The sequence below is a fragment of the Pirellulales bacterium genome, assembly GCA_019694455.1.
In the GTDB taxonomy this organism is placed as follows: Bacteria; Planctomycetota; Planctomycetia; order Pirellulales; family JAEUIK01; genus JAIBBY01.
This window is the reverse complement of sequence record JAIBBY010000004.1, coordinates 59,017-76,390: the sequence shown is the minus strand read 5'-3', so window position 1 is coordinate 76,390 and position 17,374 is coordinate 59,017. Positions and strand designations below refer to the sequence as shown.

Annotated in this window: 13 protein-coding genes; 7 read left to right on the top strand and 6 right to left on the bottom strand. The window is 63.2% G+C overall.

Annotated elements, in window-relative coordinates; translation table 11 throughout:
• Positions 1-216 precede the first annotated feature (216 nt).
• The gene (locus K1X71_03265; protein ID MBX7072144.1) at positions 217-1,332 is read left to right on the top strand and encodes a hypothetical protein; all 1,116 of its coding nucleotides are present in this window, start codon (positions 217-219) and stop codon (positions 1,330-1,332) included.
• A 128-nt stretch (positions 1,333-1,460) separates the two neighbouring features.
• On the opposite strand, the gene K1X71_03260 is transcribed toward K1X71_03265, so the two are convergent.
• Positions 1,461-2,201, bottom strand: a complete 741-nt coding sequence (locus K1X71_03260) for an NTP transferase domain-containing protein (protein ID MBX7072143.1) — start codon at positions 2,199-2,201, stop codon at positions 1,461-1,463.
• 78 nt (positions 2,202-2,279) lie between these two features.
• On the bottom strand, positions 2,280-3,677 hold the full coding sequence (locus tag K1X71_03255) for a PQQ-like beta-propeller repeat protein (protein MBX7072142.1): 1,398 nt from the start codon (positions 3,675-3,677) through the stop codon (positions 2,280-2,282).
• A gap of 100 nt (positions 3,678-3,777) precedes the next feature.
• On the opposite strand from K1X71_03255, the gene arfB reads away from it, so the two are divergent.
• Positions 3,778-4,212 carry an aminoacyl-tRNA hydrolase gene (gene arfB, locus K1X71_03250; GenBank protein MBX7072141.1) on the top strand — a complete coding sequence of 145 codons (435 nt, stop codon included), beginning with the start codon at positions 3,778-3,780 and terminating at the stop codon, positions 4,210-4,212.
• 12 nt (positions 4,213-4,224) lie between these two features.
• Here the strand turns inward: arfB and K1X71_03245 are convergent, their stop codons facing one another.
• The 4 genes from K1X71_03245 to K1X71_03230 all read right to left on the bottom strand — a co-directional run bounded on the left by K1X71_03245 (position 4,225) and on the right by K1X71_03230 (position 10,981).
• The gene (locus K1X71_03245) at positions 4,225-4,698 is read right to left on the bottom strand and encodes a dTDP-4-dehydrorhamnose 3,5-epimerase family protein (GenBank protein MBX7072140.1); all 474 of its coding nucleotides are present in this window, start codon (positions 4,696-4,698) and stop codon (positions 4,225-4,227) included.
• 457 nt (positions 4,699-5,155) lie between these two features.
• A complete protein-coding gene (locus K1X71_03240; protein ID MBX7072139.1) occupies positions 5,156-5,374 on the bottom strand; it encodes a CDGSH iron-sulfur domain-containing protein in 219 nt (72 codons plus the stop codon).
• Positions 5,375-5,951: 577 nt separating this feature from the next.
• Entirely contained in the window at positions 5,952-7,049 is a 1,098-nt protein-coding gene (locus K1X71_03235; GenBank protein MBX7072138.1) for a hypothetical protein, read from the bottom strand.
• Positions 7,046-10,981, bottom strand: a complete 3,936-nt coding sequence (locus tag K1X71_03230; protein ID MBX7072137.1) for a hypothetical protein — start codon at positions 10,979-10,981, stop codon at positions 7,046-7,048. Before K1X71_03230 ends, K1X71_03235 begins: the two co-directional genes overlap by 4 nt.
• A gap of 506 nt (positions 10,982-11,487) precedes the next feature.
• Between K1X71_03230 and K1X71_03225 the strand changes: the two genes are divergently transcribed.
• The 5 genes from K1X71_03225 (at position 11,488) to lanM (ending at position 17,357) form a co-directional block, all read left to right on the top strand.
• A complete protein-coding gene (locus tag K1X71_03225) occupies positions 11,488-12,594 on the top strand; it encodes a fatty acid desaturase (GenBank protein ID MBX7072136.1) in 1,107 nt (368 codons plus the stop codon).
• 275 nt (positions 12,595-12,869) lie between these two features.
• Positions 12,870-13,721, top strand: coding sequence for a DUF692 domain-containing protein (locus tag K1X71_03220; GenBank protein ID MBX7072135.1), 852 nt, complete (start codon positions 12,870-12,872; stop codon positions 13,719-13,721).
• Positions 13,712-14,470 (top strand): hypothetical protein, encoded by a 759-nt coding sequence (locus K1X71_03215; protein MBX7072134.1) that lies wholly within the window; start codon positions 13,712-13,714, stop codon positions 14,468-14,470. The genes K1X71_03220 and K1X71_03215 overlap by 10 nt, the downstream gene beginning before the upstream one ends.
• 171 nt (positions 14,471-14,641) lie before the next feature.
• Positions 14,642-14,881, top strand: coding sequence for a mersacidin/lichenicidin family type 2 lantibiotic (locus tag K1X71_03210; protein ID MBX7072133.1), 240 nt, complete (start codon positions 14,642-14,644; stop codon positions 14,879-14,881).
• A 172-nt stretch (positions 14,882-15,053) separates the two neighbouring features.
• Positions 15,054-17,357: a type 2 lantipeptide synthetase LanM gene (gene lanM / locus K1X71_03205; GenBank protein MBX7072132.1), complete on the top strand. Its 2,304-nt coding sequence runs from the start codon at positions 15,054-15,056 to the stop codon at positions 17,355-17,357.
• Positions 17,358-17,374 lie beyond the last annotated feature (17 nt).

The window sequence follows — 17,374 nt, the reverse complement described above, 5'->3', positions numbered from 1 at the left end:
CAATTCCGGCCAAGTGTGGCAGACATCTGGCACGCCCAACTCTGCGTGCGAAACAGCTTTGCTCTTCTTCACCGGAAGCCAGCATGCCGTCGGCATGGCAACGTGTGCGAGTATCGTCGAACGGTTGGCGCCGACGCGTCTACCAGATCGCCTGTTGCCTTTGCCACCAATTGTCCGAGCAAGTCCTCATAGGTTGATCCAATGCGGTCCTCCATGTTGGGCACGGTAGCCATCCTGGCAGTTTGCTGCACACCTGTCATCGCGCAGCAGCAGATGCCCCCCGAACAGGCGTTCGCGCTGTTCGAGCAGGCGACCAAGACAATCACTTCCCTCGATGTGGTCATGCAGGTCCGCATGAGTTGGCCGATGAAGCACGTCGTCATCGGCACGCGCACCATTGAGGGGCAACAGGTTCCAATTACCGAGTGGGCTGAAAGGCTCCCGGGCGAGCCGCAAAAGTCTGAGCAACATTTCTATCGCCAGGTCATGTCCCCCAGCGGCCAGCGGCGGATTGAGTATTTCGTCAGCGCCCAAGCTGCCAATCCCAGGGCCATTCAGGTATTGGATGGCGAAGCCATGCGGGAATTGGAACCAGACCTGAGACTCGGCGCGATCAAACCGCACAAGGGCCGAATATTGTTCGATGCGGAGGACTACTCAGCCTTCTTCAAGACCGAATTCGGTAACATGCCGTGGGTCAAGATTTTTCGCTTGCGACCAACGATGACAGCGACCCTGGAGCCCGATGGCGCCGTCCTGATCCACTCTCCCCCCACCCCCAAAACGTCGTTCCAAAATTATGGCTTTCGGGTATGGCTCGACCCCCACCACGGCATGCTGCCGCGGAAAGTGGAGCGCTATGTGCTCGACTCGGACGCGGAACTGCTGTGGAGCGATGCCTATGTCAACAAATGGCATCAGCTCCCTTCAGGCGCGTGGGCGCCCATCGAGGTCACGACGACCAACTACAATCGAAAAGATCCGCACAAAGGCCGGGCCGTGAATGTGTACGTCGCGAAAGTCGACGTCGCCCGCAGCAAATGGAATCAGCCGATCCCGCCCGCCACCTTTGTCCTCGCCTTCCCCAAGGGGACACAGGTGACCGATTTGATTCGCGATGTCATCTTCACGACCGGGGATGAAGACTCCGGCAAGAATCTGGATCGCCTGTTGGCCGACGCACAGAATGTGGCCCCTTTGAGACAGATGTTTGAGCCGCCGGCCCAAAACCGTTCGCCGCTGTTCTGGTGGATCGTCGCCCTGAATGGCGTGGTGATGATCGGCGGCTTGGCGCTGGCCTTTTTCTTGAGACGCAGGGCACGCGCCCAATGATTCGGCTAATCGCAATCGTTACTTGCATCGCGCTGGTTGGCCCCAATCCGGCCCGCGCCGATGCCGCCGATTTCTAATCGACGCTGGCTCGATTGCCGGTCGGCGGCCGAGGCCAACCGCCGCCTTGCTCACCCCCTCGCCCGTAGCGCCGCCTCCACCACCCCCAACTCGTCCACCGTGTTGATGCTCAGCGCCTCCACCGGTTTCAGCACCGCCAAAGCGCGCACGTCCTTCCCTTCTGCCCGCAGAATGCCGGGGCAGTCGGTCAGGTAATACTCGCGCTGCGCGTTGTCGGCCTTCAACTGATCGAGTGCGTGCAAGAGCGCCGGTCCGTCGAATAGATACGTGCTCATATTCACTTCGCGGATCGCCTGCTGCTGGGGCGTGGCGTCTTTCTGCTCGACGATGCCGACAAAGGCGCCCGTCGCGTCGCGCACAATCCGCCCCAGCCCGGTCGGGTCTTCTTTGTGCGTGGAGCCGAGGATGCAGGCCGGCCGCGCGGCGGCGTACTCGGCCAATAGCCGCGCCACCGAATCGCTTTGCAGCATCGGCGAGTCGCCGGCCACCACGATCACCGGCCCCGTGTGCCCAGCCAACGCGGCCTTGCACATCATCACGGCGTGGCCGGTCCCAAGCTGTTCGGTCTGCTCCACAAAGCTCACATCCTTGTGGCGGCCCAGTTGCTCGCGCGCCAGGTCGGATCGGTAGCCAACCACCACGATCATCTGCTCGACGCCCCCCGCCCGCAGCGCGTCGAGCACGTATTCGATCATGGGCCGACCCAGCACCGGGACCAGCACTTTCGGCAGGTCCGACTTCATCCGCGTCCCTTTGCCGGCGGCCAGAACGATTGCGACTGTCTTGCTCATCAATATGGGTTCTCTCTCGCGTGGATGCCCGCTCAGATGGAAGTCACAAGTCTGGCGAGCCGAGGCCGCGGCGACAAGTCACGCGCCGCCGTCGGGGATCAACTCGACGCACACCAGCCGGCCGCGCCCGCGCAGATACAACAGTCCGTGCGAGAGGATCGGCGGGGCCCAGGCCGGATACTGAATGAGCGGCTCGGGGCCAAAAACGCTGGCGTTGGCCTCCTTGTCGATCAAAGTCGCTTCTCCCACCAGTTCAAAGCGCTGGGGATTGACGCGGATCAGATACAGTTTGCCGCTCTCCGCCAAACAGACAAAATGCCCATCGACATACAAGAGCGACGAGCGCGAGAGGTCGGGCTGGCGCCACTGCACCTTGCCGGTGGCCAGCTCAACACAGCGCAGCTCGGCGTCTCCGGTGTGCCGACCGCTGGAAGCGTAGATATATCCTTCATGATGAATCGGCGTGTTCCAGTGCGTCATCAGCGCCTTGTCGCGGCCGCGATCGGCGTCTGACCACACCACGTCGTAGCCGCCGGGGCGCACCTTCAAAAGCGAACTGCCCACGCCGTAGCACTCTGAGATGAACACCTGGTCCCCCACCACCACCGGCGAACTAGCGTTCACGCTTTCCAAAATCTTGGCCCGCCACGGGTAATGAAAGTCGCTCGTCCCCGCCACGGGATCGAAGCCCAATAGGCCTCGCCGCGCGAACACAAAGCACCACGGCCGGCCGTCGATCGTGGCCGCCACTGGCGAGGCGTAGCTGGCCAGGTCGTCTCCCAGCCGGTACCGCTCCTTGCCGGTGCGTTTGTCCAGCGCCACCACCGCCGTGCCGTTGGCCTTCACCCGATCCAGTTGACCGGGCGCCACGCGCTGGCTTTCCGCGGGGCTGCCTCCGACTTGCACGATCAGCAGCTCGCCCTCGATCCGCGGCGTGCTGCCGACGCCAAAAAAGTTCTGCACCACGCCATATTCTTGGTTGAGGTCGATCCGCCACACCACGGCGCCATCGACCACATGAAGACAGTGCAAACTCCCCTCGACGCCGTAGAGATAAACGCGGTCGTCGTCGACAATCGGAAAGCAGCGCGGACCGTTGTCGTAACCATACAAATCTTCGTACTCGAATGTGTACTTGTACTCCCACAGCGGCCGCCCCGTCTCGGCGTGCAGGCAGCGCAGCCGAGCCTGCTGTCCCACGGCGTCGAACAAAAACAAGCGCCCGCGGCTCACCGACGGCATGCTGTAGCCAATGCCCACCTCGGTCTGCCAGACCACGGGGGGCGGCCCGCTCTTCCAATCGCGGCGGATGCCGCGCTCTGGCGATTTGTTGTCCTGCGTCGGCCCCAAGAAACAGGGCCAGTCGATGCCCGACTTGCGCGTGGCCAAATTGGGCACGGCGCTTTCGGTTGCCCAGGCCGTTGCCGGCGCCACCAGCACGCACAAAAATCCCAGCGAGACGCCAAGCATTTGCATACGATATTTCTCAACAGCCGCGGTTGCCGCTCCAAATATAGTGAATTGTCCGCGCGTTCTCGAACGCGCCCACCCATTTCTCGTTATCGTCTTTGCCATCATGTCAGAAGCCTTGCAAGTCGGCGCCCGCGTTCGCATCCCCGCCAGCGAGTTGCAAATGAGCTTCGCGCGCAGCTCCGGCCCAGGTGGGCAGAACGTCAATAAAGTCAACTCCAAGGCCATGCTGCGCTGGAACGCGCGGACCAGCGGCAGCCTGCCCGCGGACGTGCGCGAGCGCTTCTTGACTCGCTATCGCTCGCGTCTTACGGCGGATGGCGAGCTGATCATCCAAAGCCAGCGCTATCGCGATCAGGGGCGCAACACAGCCGACTGCCTGGAGAAGCTGCGCGCAATGATCGCCGCTGTGCTGGCCGCGCCACGCAAACGCCGCCCGACCAAGGTTCCGCGCGGCGCGATCGAAGATCGCTTGCAAGTCAAACGGCGCACCGCGCAAAAAAAGCAAGCGCGCGGCCGTCGCACACTGGGCGACGATTGACAACACCAGCGACTAATCGAGGTGGTACGGGCTGTCGGCCACTTCTTCAAACCGGATCTCGTCAACCGGCTCCTGCTTGCCGTGGCCGGCGTACAAGCGATTTGGTCCGTTGAAGACCCAGCCCGACTTGTCGCTCACATTCTTGTAGGCGTGCACCACGCCCGGCGGCACGATCACCGCCTGCATGTTGCTCTCTCCCACCACCACGACCTGCTTGGCCAGGTGCGTCGGCGACTCCTTGCGGCTGTCCCACAGATACAGCTTGAAGTCTCCCGGCCCGCAAAAGGCGAAATAGTCGGCCTGATCGTGATGAAAGTGCGGTCCCCGCGCCACCCCTGGCTCGGTCTGGCTGATGTATGCCATGACCGGATGATTTTCTTGGGGCAACTCGTCCTCGCGATAGAGTTCGATCAGCCAACCGCGTCGATCAGTGAATTTTTTGAGCGACTTGAAAACCACGCCTTCGATGGCGCCTTCGTGAAACATGCGATCCTCTTTCGACGCGGAATGAAAAACTTGCCCTGGAACGGCATTTTGTACCACAGTCGCGCCGCGAATCCGACCGCTCGGCCGGGGGTCGTGCTCAAAACGGCTGGCGGACCTCGCCAAGGTTTCGACCATTTCCGCTCAAAAACCGGCCTTGACCCTCAGTGGCGATTCCCATATTTTCCCGCCTCACGTTGGCAACAACGATTGGTGTCGCGACGCTAATCGAAGCGCCAACTATGGTTACAAACGAAGAAGGCTGATCTACGCGTAGAGGTTGCCTCGCCCAATACGGACGAGAACAACCGGAAGCGACTTCGCCGGCATGGATGCGGGCGGCCGCTTCAGCAGCCGTTTTTGGTATTTGCGATCCAACCGATCGCCGATCGTCCAATCGCTCCCGGACAAGGTAGGTGTCCTTTGCCCCCCTGGGACCCCAGCCTTTCCGGGGGCCTTTTTATGCGCCCGCCTCTGGCGCCAATTCTTCGGCGATAAAGCCGCAGGTCTTGTGCGTGCCGTCGCAAAACGGCTTCTTCCCCGATTGCCCACAGCGGCAAAGCGCCACCAGCGGTTTATCTTGGTTAATCGGAAACGGGTTGCCTTGGTGATCGACCACCGTTACCGGGCCTTCGATCACCAGCGGCCCATTGGGCCGACAGCGAATGACAAGCGACATTGTGCTAAACTCTCTCTAAAGCGCTTGATTTACCGAATCGCCACATACCGCGAAATCTAACCAGTCGTCGATTCGCTGTCACCCGGGCTACGATGGAACAAAGGTAGTCCCGCACTCCGCGCGAGTTTCTCTGCAATGCAATTGGCAATCTTCAAGTCGCGCCGTCACGCGCTTTCCATCGCAATGCTCCTCGCGGCGCTGGCGCCCGCTACAAGCTTGGCGCAAATGTTCGGCCCCCGTTCACTCGGTACGCCGCTCGGCCAGCAAGCACGGCCAGGACAGCCCAACGCGCCTCGGCAGCCCACCCCCGGCGGCAATCCGAATGAGAATCTAATGCAGGCGCTCAGCGTCAATATGGATCGCTTTTTCCGCGATCGGCGACCAGCCGATGCCTTCGTCGGCCGTGATCGGGTCGATGTCGCCGGTTTTGTCGGCGCCAATCAGGCGCAAAACCAGGGCCCCATCCTCTCCGCCATTGGCCAACTGCGCGAGGTCATCAACCCCAATGTCAATCGACTGCGTCCTGATATCGCAACCGCGCGCCCCGGTCCCTATCGGCCGCGGCTGACACTAGGTTTCACGGCCGATTCATCCCCGCCCCCGGCAAGAGCCCAGGCGCTTGAAAATCGACTGGCAAAGGCGATGGAGGATCGGCTGTCAGGTCCGGTTGTGGTGACGCTGGCTGGTGAGACGGCCATCCTGGAGGGCGCGGTCGCATCCGAACATGATCGCCACGTGGTTGCCGAATGGGTCCGCCTAGAGCCCGGAATTGCTGAAATCGAGAATCGGCTGCGGGTGGCGACTGAAATGCCCCCTGCTGATCTACCAAGCCCTTCGACAGCAACCGAGCCGCCGTCGCCACTAATGCCGGATCTAGTTCCGTAGCGCCCGCGCCGAGTGTCGCCACCGCGGGCATGGCGGCCGGCGAGCCTGACGCCGCGCCCAGCGCCGTGGCATGCATGACTTGCCCCAAGGGCGCCGGCGCCGCCTGTTCGGGCACATTCCGCCACTGATAGTTTGGCGGAAGGTTAATCGTGCTAGTCTGCAGCCCGCTCCGTGCGCGCGCCTCTTGATAGCCTACCGGCTGAGTCTCAGCGGGCGTCCCCGGCGCTGCCGCCTGCCCCGCATGCTGCACCGCTGTTTGCAATTGTTCTTGAGTGACTTCGCCGGGCTGCACCAATGGCGCTTTGCCCGGCAACACTTGTCGCAGCGACTCGGAAATCACCGAGCCACCTTCCTTCGACTCAAATCGGCACACCAAGCCAACCACGCGCTGCTCGCCCCCAGCCTGGTCCCACGGAATCCAAAAGCTGTACGAGTGGCCGAGCTTCGCCTTGCTGTAATGCCGTTCCAGTTGGTCGGCGGTGAAGATGTACTTGCGGTCGGGCGCCATCTGCGACAGGTCGTTGTCGGTGTCGTCGTAGCCAAAGACATGAAGCGACCCCTCCACCTTCACGGGCTTGTCGCTGCCGTTGGCAAAGAACATCAGTCGCCCGCCAAAGCCGCGCACGCTCGGCACGCCCGGCTGATTCAACACAGTGTCGGTCCAGAACACCGTGATCCGATCAGGCTGACGAGGCTTGGTGTTGAACCACGGAATCTCGGCGCGCGCAGCCGGGGCGGCGCTGGCGAGCGCCAATGCGATCCAACAAATGCTGCGCTGGACAAACTTCATCGTGTGCTGCTCGCGTTGCTAACCGCCGGCTTGGGCAAATAGGGAGAGACATCGGGTCGCGGCCCCAATCGACTCATCACCGTTGGCGCCGGCCCGTGATACACCGTCGTCTTCACTTCGGCGGATGGCTCTTCCTTGGCGCCCGGCATCTTGAACTGCGGCCGCCACTTCATCACGTTCCCTAGCCGCGAGGCTCCGCCCGTGGACGGTTGTTTCGCTACCACCGGCTGCGCGGCGCCCTGCCGCATCCGTGCGCCATCCACCGGCGCCGGTCGGAACGGCACAGGCGGGGGGAGGGCCGGCGGCGCGCCGGGCGGCGCGACAACGGGTTCGCCTGGCATTACGCCGGGTGGCAACACAACCTCGCCATTCGGCCCTGGCAGCGCCGGCCCCATTTCCATCGGTGTCTCGATTGCTTCCATCACGCCGCGCGGATTCATATCCGGGTAGATCACCTGTGTCTGGCTATGATCCATCTCCGTTTCACCGCGTCGATGGATGCCGGTCTCACCCTGCACCTCCTCCACGTCGGCCAGGCACCAACTCATTCGCGCCGCCTCCATCTGCTTGACCTGATTGGCGTCTGCCTCGTTGCGCACCACGTGCGGCGTCAGAATAATCAACAACTCGGTCCGCGCTTTCTGCATCAGGTCGTACCGAAACAACATGCCCAAGAGTGGCACGTCCGACAACCACGGCACGCGGCGCGTGTTCATGCGCTTGGTCTGACTGATCAAACCACCCAGCACGATTGTTTGCCCATCCACCGCGCTCACCGTGGTCTGCGCGCGGGTGGTGTTGATCACGGGGGAGCGAATCACCTCGCCAGTCGACGACGTCGAAATGGGGATGCCTTCATTCACCGGCCCCAATTCCGAGCGCTCGGCGTCGATCTCCATCACCACCATGCCGTCGGGGCTAATCCGCGGCGTCACCCCCAAGATGAGTCCGACGTTGATCAGATCGATGTTGCTCACCTGTCCCAGCGCCGTCAGGCTCACCAATGCCACGCGCGGCACCTGTTGACCTACTTGGATGAACGCGGGCTGGTTGTCGAGCGTCATCACCTGCGGACGGCTCAAGATGTCCAGTCGCCGCTTCTCGCGCAGCGCGCGGATCAAGATGCTCACGTTCTCGCTCGATGCCGACAGCACCAGGCCGCCAAAGCCGCGATCGGTGTTGATGCGGCCCACCGAAAAGCTCGACAATCCTTGCGCGCCGACCGTCCCCGCGTTTTCCAGCGCGCGCGAGCCGGCGCTGTTGCCCAGTCCCGCTCCCGGCGCGTTGAAATCAAAGCCGGGCGTCTGATCGGCGGACAAGATGTCGGCATACCGCGTCGCCCCGCTAGGGATGATGTTGCTCAACAGGCTGCGATCAAATAGCACGGCGTCTTGAATGCCCAGCTCGGCGCCAAACTCCTCAAAGTTGTCGAGTCGCACTTCCGCGATGAGCACTTGGATCATCACTTGCGGTGGTTGCGCGTCGAGTTGCTCCACCAAGCGCAAGATCTCGTCGTAGTAGCGCGGCGTGGCGCTGATGATCAGGCTGTTGCTCACCGGCTCGGGCACCACCACCACTTCGGCCTCGATCTGTTGAAACGGGCTGTACGATCCCGGCGCCGCTTCCATCACCTGCCGCTCGCTCCGCAAAAACTCGTTGATCGACTGAGCCACGTCGGTCGACGGTGCGTTCTTCAAACGAAACACCGTGCTCTTGCGATCTTCAATATCGCTCTCGTCGAGCCGCAGCAATATCGCCTCCACAATCGTCAGATCGCCCGGCGCCCCGGTCGCGATGATCGAATTGGTCCGCTGATCGACCGAAAATCGCAGCGGCGCCAGCGATGGGTCGTTGGCCGCGCTGGCGAGTTGCGGCCCGCCCGGCAAGGTGGCCTGCGTCCCCAACAGCGCTTGCAACATCTCGACCAGCCGCACCGCGTCGCCGTTCGTCACTCGAAACACCTTGATCTGCGCGGTGCTGGCGGGCTGACTGTCGAGCTGCTCGATTACCGCGACAATCAGATCGAGGCTCTCGGGCGGCGCAGAAACTAACAGCGAGTTGGTGCGCGGCTCCGGCACAATTCGCACATCGCTCAAAGCGCCCGACTTAAGCAACTGCCGTCCAGCGGCGTCGAGCGTGAGAAACTCAAGCGACTCCTGCCGCTGGTTGGCCGCTCCTGCGACGCCGGCGCCGGCGATGCCTGCCCCCGCTCCCGTCATCGCCAATTGCAGCACCGGCGCCATATCGAGCGCCAGCGTGTTGCGCAGCCGCACCACGCGCAACTCGTTCACCGCCGTACCCCCCGCCACATCGAGTCGCTCCAAAAGCACCTCGACTTCGGCAAATTCGCTGGGGCTGCCTTGCACCACCAGCGAATTGGAGCGCGTATCGGCGCTGATGATCACTCGCTCCGCGGCCGTCGTCCCCGCCGCGCGAAACAAATCTTGCAACGTGTTCTGCAGCGCGGTGGCCGAGGCGTGCTGCAAGCGGAACACTCGCACTTGCGCGTCGGGCGAGGTCGGTTGATCGAGCTTGCCGATCAACTCCCGCATGGTGTTCATCGCCTCGCCCCAGCCGATCACCAACATCGCGTTGGGGCGCGATACGGCAATCGCGGTCGCCCGCCCCTGACGGCCAGTCAACAGTTCGGTTTGAATCTGCGTGACCACCCGTCCCACGCTCGCGCTGCCGGCGTGTTGCAATGGGACCAACTCGATCTGCGGCTCCGAATCGGCGCTGATCCGCTCAATCTCCTCAATAATCCGAATCAACTCATTTACGTCGCGTTCGCGACCCCGCAAAATCACCACGTCGAGATCGCCAAGCGTTTCAATCTCGACATCGGCGCCCAGCTCGCGCAATTGCTGTCGCTCAGACTCGCTCATCTCCTCATCGTTTGGTGCTGGCGGCGCGATCAATGGCGCCTGCGGTTCCTCCGGCGGCGGCTCCATTTCCGGCTGAAACATGGTGCGCACCAGGCGATGATCCTGACCAGCGCGCGACTCGATCGCTAGCGCGCGACTCACCCCGCTAGTCGCGCCGGCGCCGCTCTGATCGTTCACCGCGGCCGGCGCTTGGGGCGGTAGCGATTCGCCGCGATACGCCTCCACCGCCTGCTGCACCTTGGCCGGGTTCGATCGCGATAAAGGAACAATCCGCACCGTGCGACCGTCCTTTGGGCGTGGGCTGTCGAGCACCGCGATCAATCTCGCTACCTGCGGCGCCAGCTTCGCAGAGCCATGGATCGTAAAGCGATTTTGTCGTGAATCGACTTCGATCTGCACTCTCTCGCCATTGGCCGTGAGCACCCACGCCGGCAGTTCGCCCGGTGCCTGACTGGCCGCTACCAACCGCCGCGCGAACATCTCCTTGAGCAGCGTCTCGACTCGCGCCGCTTGTGAATGCTTGAGCTGCACTGTAGCGCTTTGAAAGCGTGACTGCTCCGCCGCCGCTGGCGTTTCGGTCCCGGCCGGCAATTCTGCGCCCAACAGTTCCGCGGCGCGAGCCTGTGCCTCCGCCGGCGCGACAACGACAATCTGCTTCGTCCGCGCATCAAAGGCCACCTGAGCAGCGGTCCCCAGGTGCTGCTGCAACCGCGACGCCGCGCGGTGGCCGTCGGCGCCAGTGTACGCATACGTTCGCAGGGCGGTCGCTACCGCGGCGCCTGCGACGGGCGCGCGATCGAGCGAATCGACCAGTTGACGCGCCAGTTGTTGCGCATCGGCCGGACCCGCTACCAGCAGTTGTTTGCCGCTGGCGTCTCCCACCACCCGCACGTCTTGGCGGTCCCCCAACAACTGGGCCAGCGTCTGGCGCACCGAGTCGACTGATGCGTGCCCGAGCGGGTAGCTCACATACGCGTTTGCCTGCGGCGCGGCGCCTTGCTCGCCAGCAACCTGCTCGGCGGCGAAACCGCGCGCGGCAATGCACATTGCGAGCGCCGCAAGCAATAGCCCGCGGCAGCCTCGGCGTGGGCGACGTAATTTAGTAGGCGAAAAATGCACTTGCGATCATGGGCAGCCGGTTTCCCCCCCTGCTCACCCGCGTCGTACGCCAATCGAGCGCGGTTCGCGCAATCATGGCGTGCCTAACTAATCGGAAAAGTTTGCCTTACCCTCCAGCTTTTCCGGTCAACGGTTCGAAAACCGAAAGCTCGGTACCCGCCTGCACTCCCCGTGGCCGCCGGCAAGGGACGCACCTGCCGGCAACTTGGGCACTTCGGGCAAATTCGGATCGCCAGCAGCACTTCTGTCAGTTCGTGCGCCTGACATCTTCCCTACGCTCGAACAGTCGCTCAACCGGTGGCTTGCTAGCTGCCGAAAGAAAGCTTGTTGGGCCTCTTGCGCTCGCACCATCTGCCATTCCCCGCGAGTGGAAAATCCTTCGGAAGCACTTCACAAACCACACCAATCGACTCCTGCCGCATAGGACCGCAGGCATGCCTGACCATCCAGACGAGACGCCTCGATTCTCCATCGGCGAGGCGCGTCAATTGGTGCGCGATCTCTTTGAGCCGAAACCGTGGATTTACTGGACCGACTTTCTCGTTTCGGTCTACACCGGCACTGCGGCTTTCGTCGCGATGCGGTTGCTCGTGCGGTTCGACCTGCTGCACACCTGGGTCTGGGGCATTGCCGCGCTCTGCTATGTAATCAGCGTGCTGGCGCTCTATCGGGCTTCGCTCTTCACGCACGAGCTCACGCACCTCAAGCAAGATTCGTTCCGATCGTTCCGCCTGGTCTGGAACCTGTTGTACGGCATTCCCTTTCTGGTGCCGTCGTTTCTCTATCACACGCATGTCGAACATCACGCGCGCCGGCAATACGGCACGGAGCACGACGGCGAGTACCTGCCGCTGGCGCAAGGTCCGCGCTGGAAGATTGCTTGGTTTCTGGCCGAATGTCTGGTCGTGCCGTTGATCGCCGTGGTTCGCTTTCTCGGCGCGCCCCTCACCTGGGTCTGCCCCCCACTCAGGCGCTGGGTGGCCCGGCACGCGTCGTCGATGGTGATCGACCCCGCCTATGTGCGGCCGCTCCCCACCCATCGCGAGATCAAGATTTGGCGCCTTCAGGAAGTCGCCTGCTGGCTCATGGCCACCACCGTCGCAGGTTTGGTCCTGGCCGGTCTCTTGCCGTTGGGATTGGTGGTCTCCGCGTACGCCGTTTCGGTCGGAGTCATGTTTCTCAACGCCATTCGCACCCTGGGCGCGCATCACTATCGCAGCGGCGGCGAGCCAATCACCTTCATCGACCAACTCCTTGATTCGGTCAACTACCCCCATCATCCATGGATCGGCGAACTGTGGGCGCCCGTCGGCCTGCGCTTCCATGCCTTGCATCACCTCTTCCCCTCGATGCCGTATCACAATCTGGCCGAGGCGCATCGCCGGCTAATGGCTGGCCTGCCCGCCGATTCGCTCTATCGTCGGGTCAATAGCCCTGGGTTGTGGCAAACGATCGGCGGTCTGTGGCGCGAGGCGGGGCGAGCCGAACGCCGCGCGCGGCAATCGGCCGGCCGAGATGTTCGCGGCGCACTAGGCGCCTGATCGCGCCCCCGCGGTTCCCTCTTCCACCTCGCCCCCACGCAGCGAAGCGAAGTAGGCGCCAGAGGTCCGGCCGCAGGCCGGGGCGAGGGGGTCTTTCTTCTTGCTCTTCCCCTTTGCGTCCTGGCGTCTTTGCGACTTTGCGTTTCCCTTCCCCCGGACTTCCTGGCCACTTGCCCCTGTATCGCCCACATCTGGGGACGCCTGTAACAATCCTCACGCGCTCGCGCTTGGCTGGTTAGGTCGTTCGATCGAACCAGCTAACGCGGAGAAGCGCCATGACGCCTGCCACCGGATACGCTTTGCGAGACGCCAATCGACCCTATACCGACGATTGGGCATGGAACGCCGTCGAGGTCGATTTTCAACAGGCCAATCATCCGCTCCGGACCGGACCGTTTCTGGAAGGGCTGTCGTTCGACTATGTGAGCGTGCATGCGCTGGAGCTTTCGGTCTCCAGCCCCGACCCGCCCGAGGCGCGCTATCTCGACGCGCTAGTCGAGGTGGCCCACGAGAACGGCGCGGTCGCGATTACCGATCACCTGGGGTTCAACCACGGCCGGCGCGGCGAGGCCGGCGCGGGACACGTAATGACGCCTCCCTTGACCCGCGCTGCGCTCGACGCCACCTGCCGCAATATCGAGCGCATTCAGCGACAATTTGCGCCGTTTGGTTTTTACGTCGAGAACCTGGCGCATTTCTTTTTGCTCGCAGGGGAGATGGACGAGGCGAGCTTTTTTGATCGCATGTTGCGGCGCACCGGTTGCGGCCTGCTGCTCGACATCACAAACGCCTACGCCAATCAAGTGAACTTTGGCGCCGACGCCCGCGACTTTATCGCGGCGGCGCTGGCCGGCGCCGCACGGGTGCAGATGCACTTGGCCGGCGGTTTCTTTCATACGGAGCGGGGCCGCTACATCGACAGCCATTCGGAGCCGATCCCCGAAGAAGTTTGGGAGCTATATCGGCTGGCGCTCGACATCGCTGGCGACAAGGTCGACGCGGTGTTCATCGAGCGCGACTGGAACTTTCCGGCCGAGGCGGGCTGGCGTAGCGAGGCGCATAAAGCCCGCGCCATCGCCGAAGCGGCTAGCCGCGGTTCGCTCGCGGGGGCGCCGTCATGTCGCTAGTGGTAGCGCCCAGCGCGCAAGCGGAATATCAAGACCAGGTGACTGCCTGGTGCGACGATCTGGCGGCCGGCTGCGCCGCCGCGGTGTTGCCGGCCCTGGTGGGCCGCTCGGATCGGCGCGACGTGGAGCGCTACATCGAGAACGCGGTCGGCGAGCGCCATCGGATGCTGCACGAAGAGACTCGGATGCTGGCCTTGGCTTTTCCCGCGCTCGATGAGCAGATTGTGGCCTATTGCCACGACACGCCGCGCACGACTTATGCCTATGGCGAGCGCGAGTTGGTTCATTTCTTGTGTTGGCTGCGGCGGCAAGGCCCGCTCACACCGCAGCAGGCCGACTTTGTGACCTATCACGAAGCCGAGTGCGCATGCCTGGCGTTGGCCTGGAAAGATCAGCGGGCGCATCGCGCGTTTCAGCGCCGCGCGGCCGACCGAGCCTCGCTTTGCGACGGCAGTAATCACGACGCCGCGCCGCGTTGGCAATTGAATCCGATCCGCGTGTGGGCGTGCCTCTCGGGCGCGGCCGTCGGGTTGGTCAGCGCCACGATGGAGCACGCGCTCTTTTACGCCGCCGGGCAAGAGGTGCGCATGTTGTGGCTACCGGTGGCAGAGACGCAACTGGTGTGGCAATTGGAATTGCTCGCCAGCGCGACGCTTGCCGAGTGGAGTCTGGCCTGCGGCGTCGATCGCGCGCAGGTGGCGCGAGTCGCCGAAAAGCTGGCGGCGGCCGGCCTGTTGGCGACCGTGTAACACTCGCCAATTTTCTCCGCTTGAAAGGTAGCGGGGCACGACGAACGAAACAAACGAAACTTCAAATCGCCGACTCGAAACGCCTCTCGCGAGTCAAGCGATCAACAAAATCTGAGAGGCGAACACCTGCTTCGCCCTGCGGCGAAGCGAACTGTCAAAGGAGTTTTTGCCATGTCCCGTCTCGACATCCTCCGCGCTTGGAAAGATGCCGCCTACCGCAACAGCCTGAGCGCCGCCGAGCGTGCTCAACTGCCGGCGAGCCCGGCGGGCGCCGTGGAACTGACCGCCGCCGAAGCGGCGACGATCGACGGCAAGCTGTCGGTCGCGATTTGCAGCGGTTGCCACGGCTGTACCAAGTCGTTCAACAGCTTCATGACGCGAATCAACCCGGCCCCCTTGTACCGCTTCTAGGATGCGGGTCAAAAAGGTCGGCTTCACCCGAGGCGAGTCGCGCTCCCGGCGGCTCGCCTCGGTTTTTTTGGTCTGACATCAAGCGGCGTTTCACCCGGCACGCGTAACAACCATGCGTGCGATGCGCCTTGCTGATACCCGATCCTTCACCTTCGTCAGAGGAGTGCCCGCCATGACCGCGACCGCCGTTCACTCGCAAACCGAATCGACCTTGCGAATCACCCCGGTCGATCGCAATCGCTGCTTATCGGCGCCCACGGTCGACGAGGCGGCCTGGGGTCCGGCCGCTGGATTCCTGCGATTGGTCGAACCGTGGATCGACGACGCGCGACGCCGGTTGTTGAGCGCGATCAAGTCGCTCTATCGCGCAGGGCTGCCATATCACGCCAGCGAGTTGGAGGCGATGTTGTATCAAAAGCTGGCGGGGCAACTGATTCATCAAATCGGCCGCACTGCGGTGCTGGAACTGCATGTGGCGCGATTGCAAGGGACACTTGCGGGCGACACGCCCGAAGACCGGTTTCGCTCGTTCGTCCGGCGACTGGGCGAACCAGAGTTCGCGTCGGAGCTATTGAGCGAATACCCAGTGCTGGCGCGGCTCGCGCGGCAGACGATCGACCAGTGGCGTGCGGCGTCGGCCGAGTTCGCCGGCCACTTGGCGCGCGACTGGTCGCGACTGGCGAATTGCTTCTTTGCCTCACGACGCCCCACGCGCCTGGCTTCGATCGAGGGGGGCGCCGGCGATCCGCATCGCGGTGGACGTTCGGTCATGATTCTCGCGTTTTCCGATGGCCAACGCCTAGTCTATAAGCCGCGTTCGCTGGCCGCCGAGGCGCGATTTCAACGGTTGTTGATCTGGCTCAATGCCCGCGGCGCGACGCCCGCGTTTCGCCCGTTGCGGGTGGTCGATCAGCGCGATCACGGCTGGGTGGAGTTTGTGCCGGCCAAGTCGTGCGACTCGATCGACGAAGCACGCCGCTTTTATCAGCGGCAAGGGGGATACTTGGCGATCCTGCGGATGCTGGCCGCCACCGACCTGCACTTCGAAAACCTAATTGCCTGCGGCGAGCATCCGCTGTTCGTCGACTTGGAGGCGCTGTTTCATCAACAACTTCCGCAGCCGCCAAAATGCCCGGCCGCGACCGCGCTCAATCAGTCGGTGATCCCACTGCGGATGTTGCCGCAACTGGCGTTTGTCGAAGGGATGGGGGAGCCGATCGATTTCAGCGGCTTGGGAGCGGTTGCCGGACAGGAGACGCCATTTGTGACCTCCGCTTGGGAACATGCCGGCGCCGATCAGATGCAAGCCACGCAGGTGGCGGTGGCCGTGCCCGAGGGATTGCATCGTCCGCGCCTCCATGGCGAAGCGCTGGCGCTGGCCGATTTTGAAGACGATCTCGTGGCGGGTTTCGAATCGACTTATCGCTTGCTGGCGGCGCGCCGCGACGAGCTATTGGCCGCCGATGGCCCGATTGCCGCGTTTGGCGACGCCGAGGTGCGGTTCATCGCCCGGCCAACACAGGTGTATGGCATCTTGCTCGAGCAAGGTTTGCATCCCGATCGGCTGCGCGACGGCGCCGAGCGTGAGTCGCTGCTGTCGCTGCTCGACGCGCGGGCGCGGCAATTTCCCTGCCTGGCACGGCTGGTCGAGCATGAACGCGACGATCTGAATCGCAGCGATGTGCCGGTATTCACGAGCCGCCCCGCCAGTCGCGATCTCTGCGTTAGCTCGGGCGAGGTGATCACCAATTTCTTTGTTCGGCCGATGCTGGAACAAGTCCGCAATGTCATTGCGACGTTCGAAGAGGCCGACTTGGCCCAACAGTTGTGGTTGATTCGCGCTTCGCTAGCGCTGGCGCGTCGCACAGTGAAATCGGCAAGCGCTTCATGGATCGCTGGCGATCCGCTGACCGAGGCGCGACGCATTGGCGATCGACTGGCCGACTTGGCATGTGTGCGCGACGAGGAGGCAGGCTGGTTGGGATTGGTCGAGCGGCCCCGCTGGTGGTCAATTGGTCCCTTGGGGGGCGATGTGGCGACCGGCGCGACTGGCATTGCCCTGTTTCTGGCCCACTTGGGGAGAGTCACTGGAGTTAAGCGATACTCCGAGTTGGCGCGGCGCGGCATCAAAGGTGTGCTCTTGCGTCTGTCAGACGACGAAGAACTGCGCAAAGCGCAAGCGAGCCTGCCGGAAATGGGACAGCTTCCGCGCGCCCTCTATCATTTGGCGCAACTGTGGAACGACTCGGCGCTGGCCGTCGTGACCTGGGCGCTAGAACTGGCTATTGCGCAAGACTGCGGCCTCCATACGGGCGATTTGACGGGCAACTGCTCCGCCGCCACCGGCATGGCGATATTGCGAGACGCCTGCGAAGCCCAGCCGCGCAGTTTAGACCTGCCGACCGGGGTCGACATGCCAGGGGCTCGCGAAGGCTTGGCCGGCCGCGGCATGGAACTACTGGCCAAGCTTGGTTGAGCGCCGCCGGCCTACAT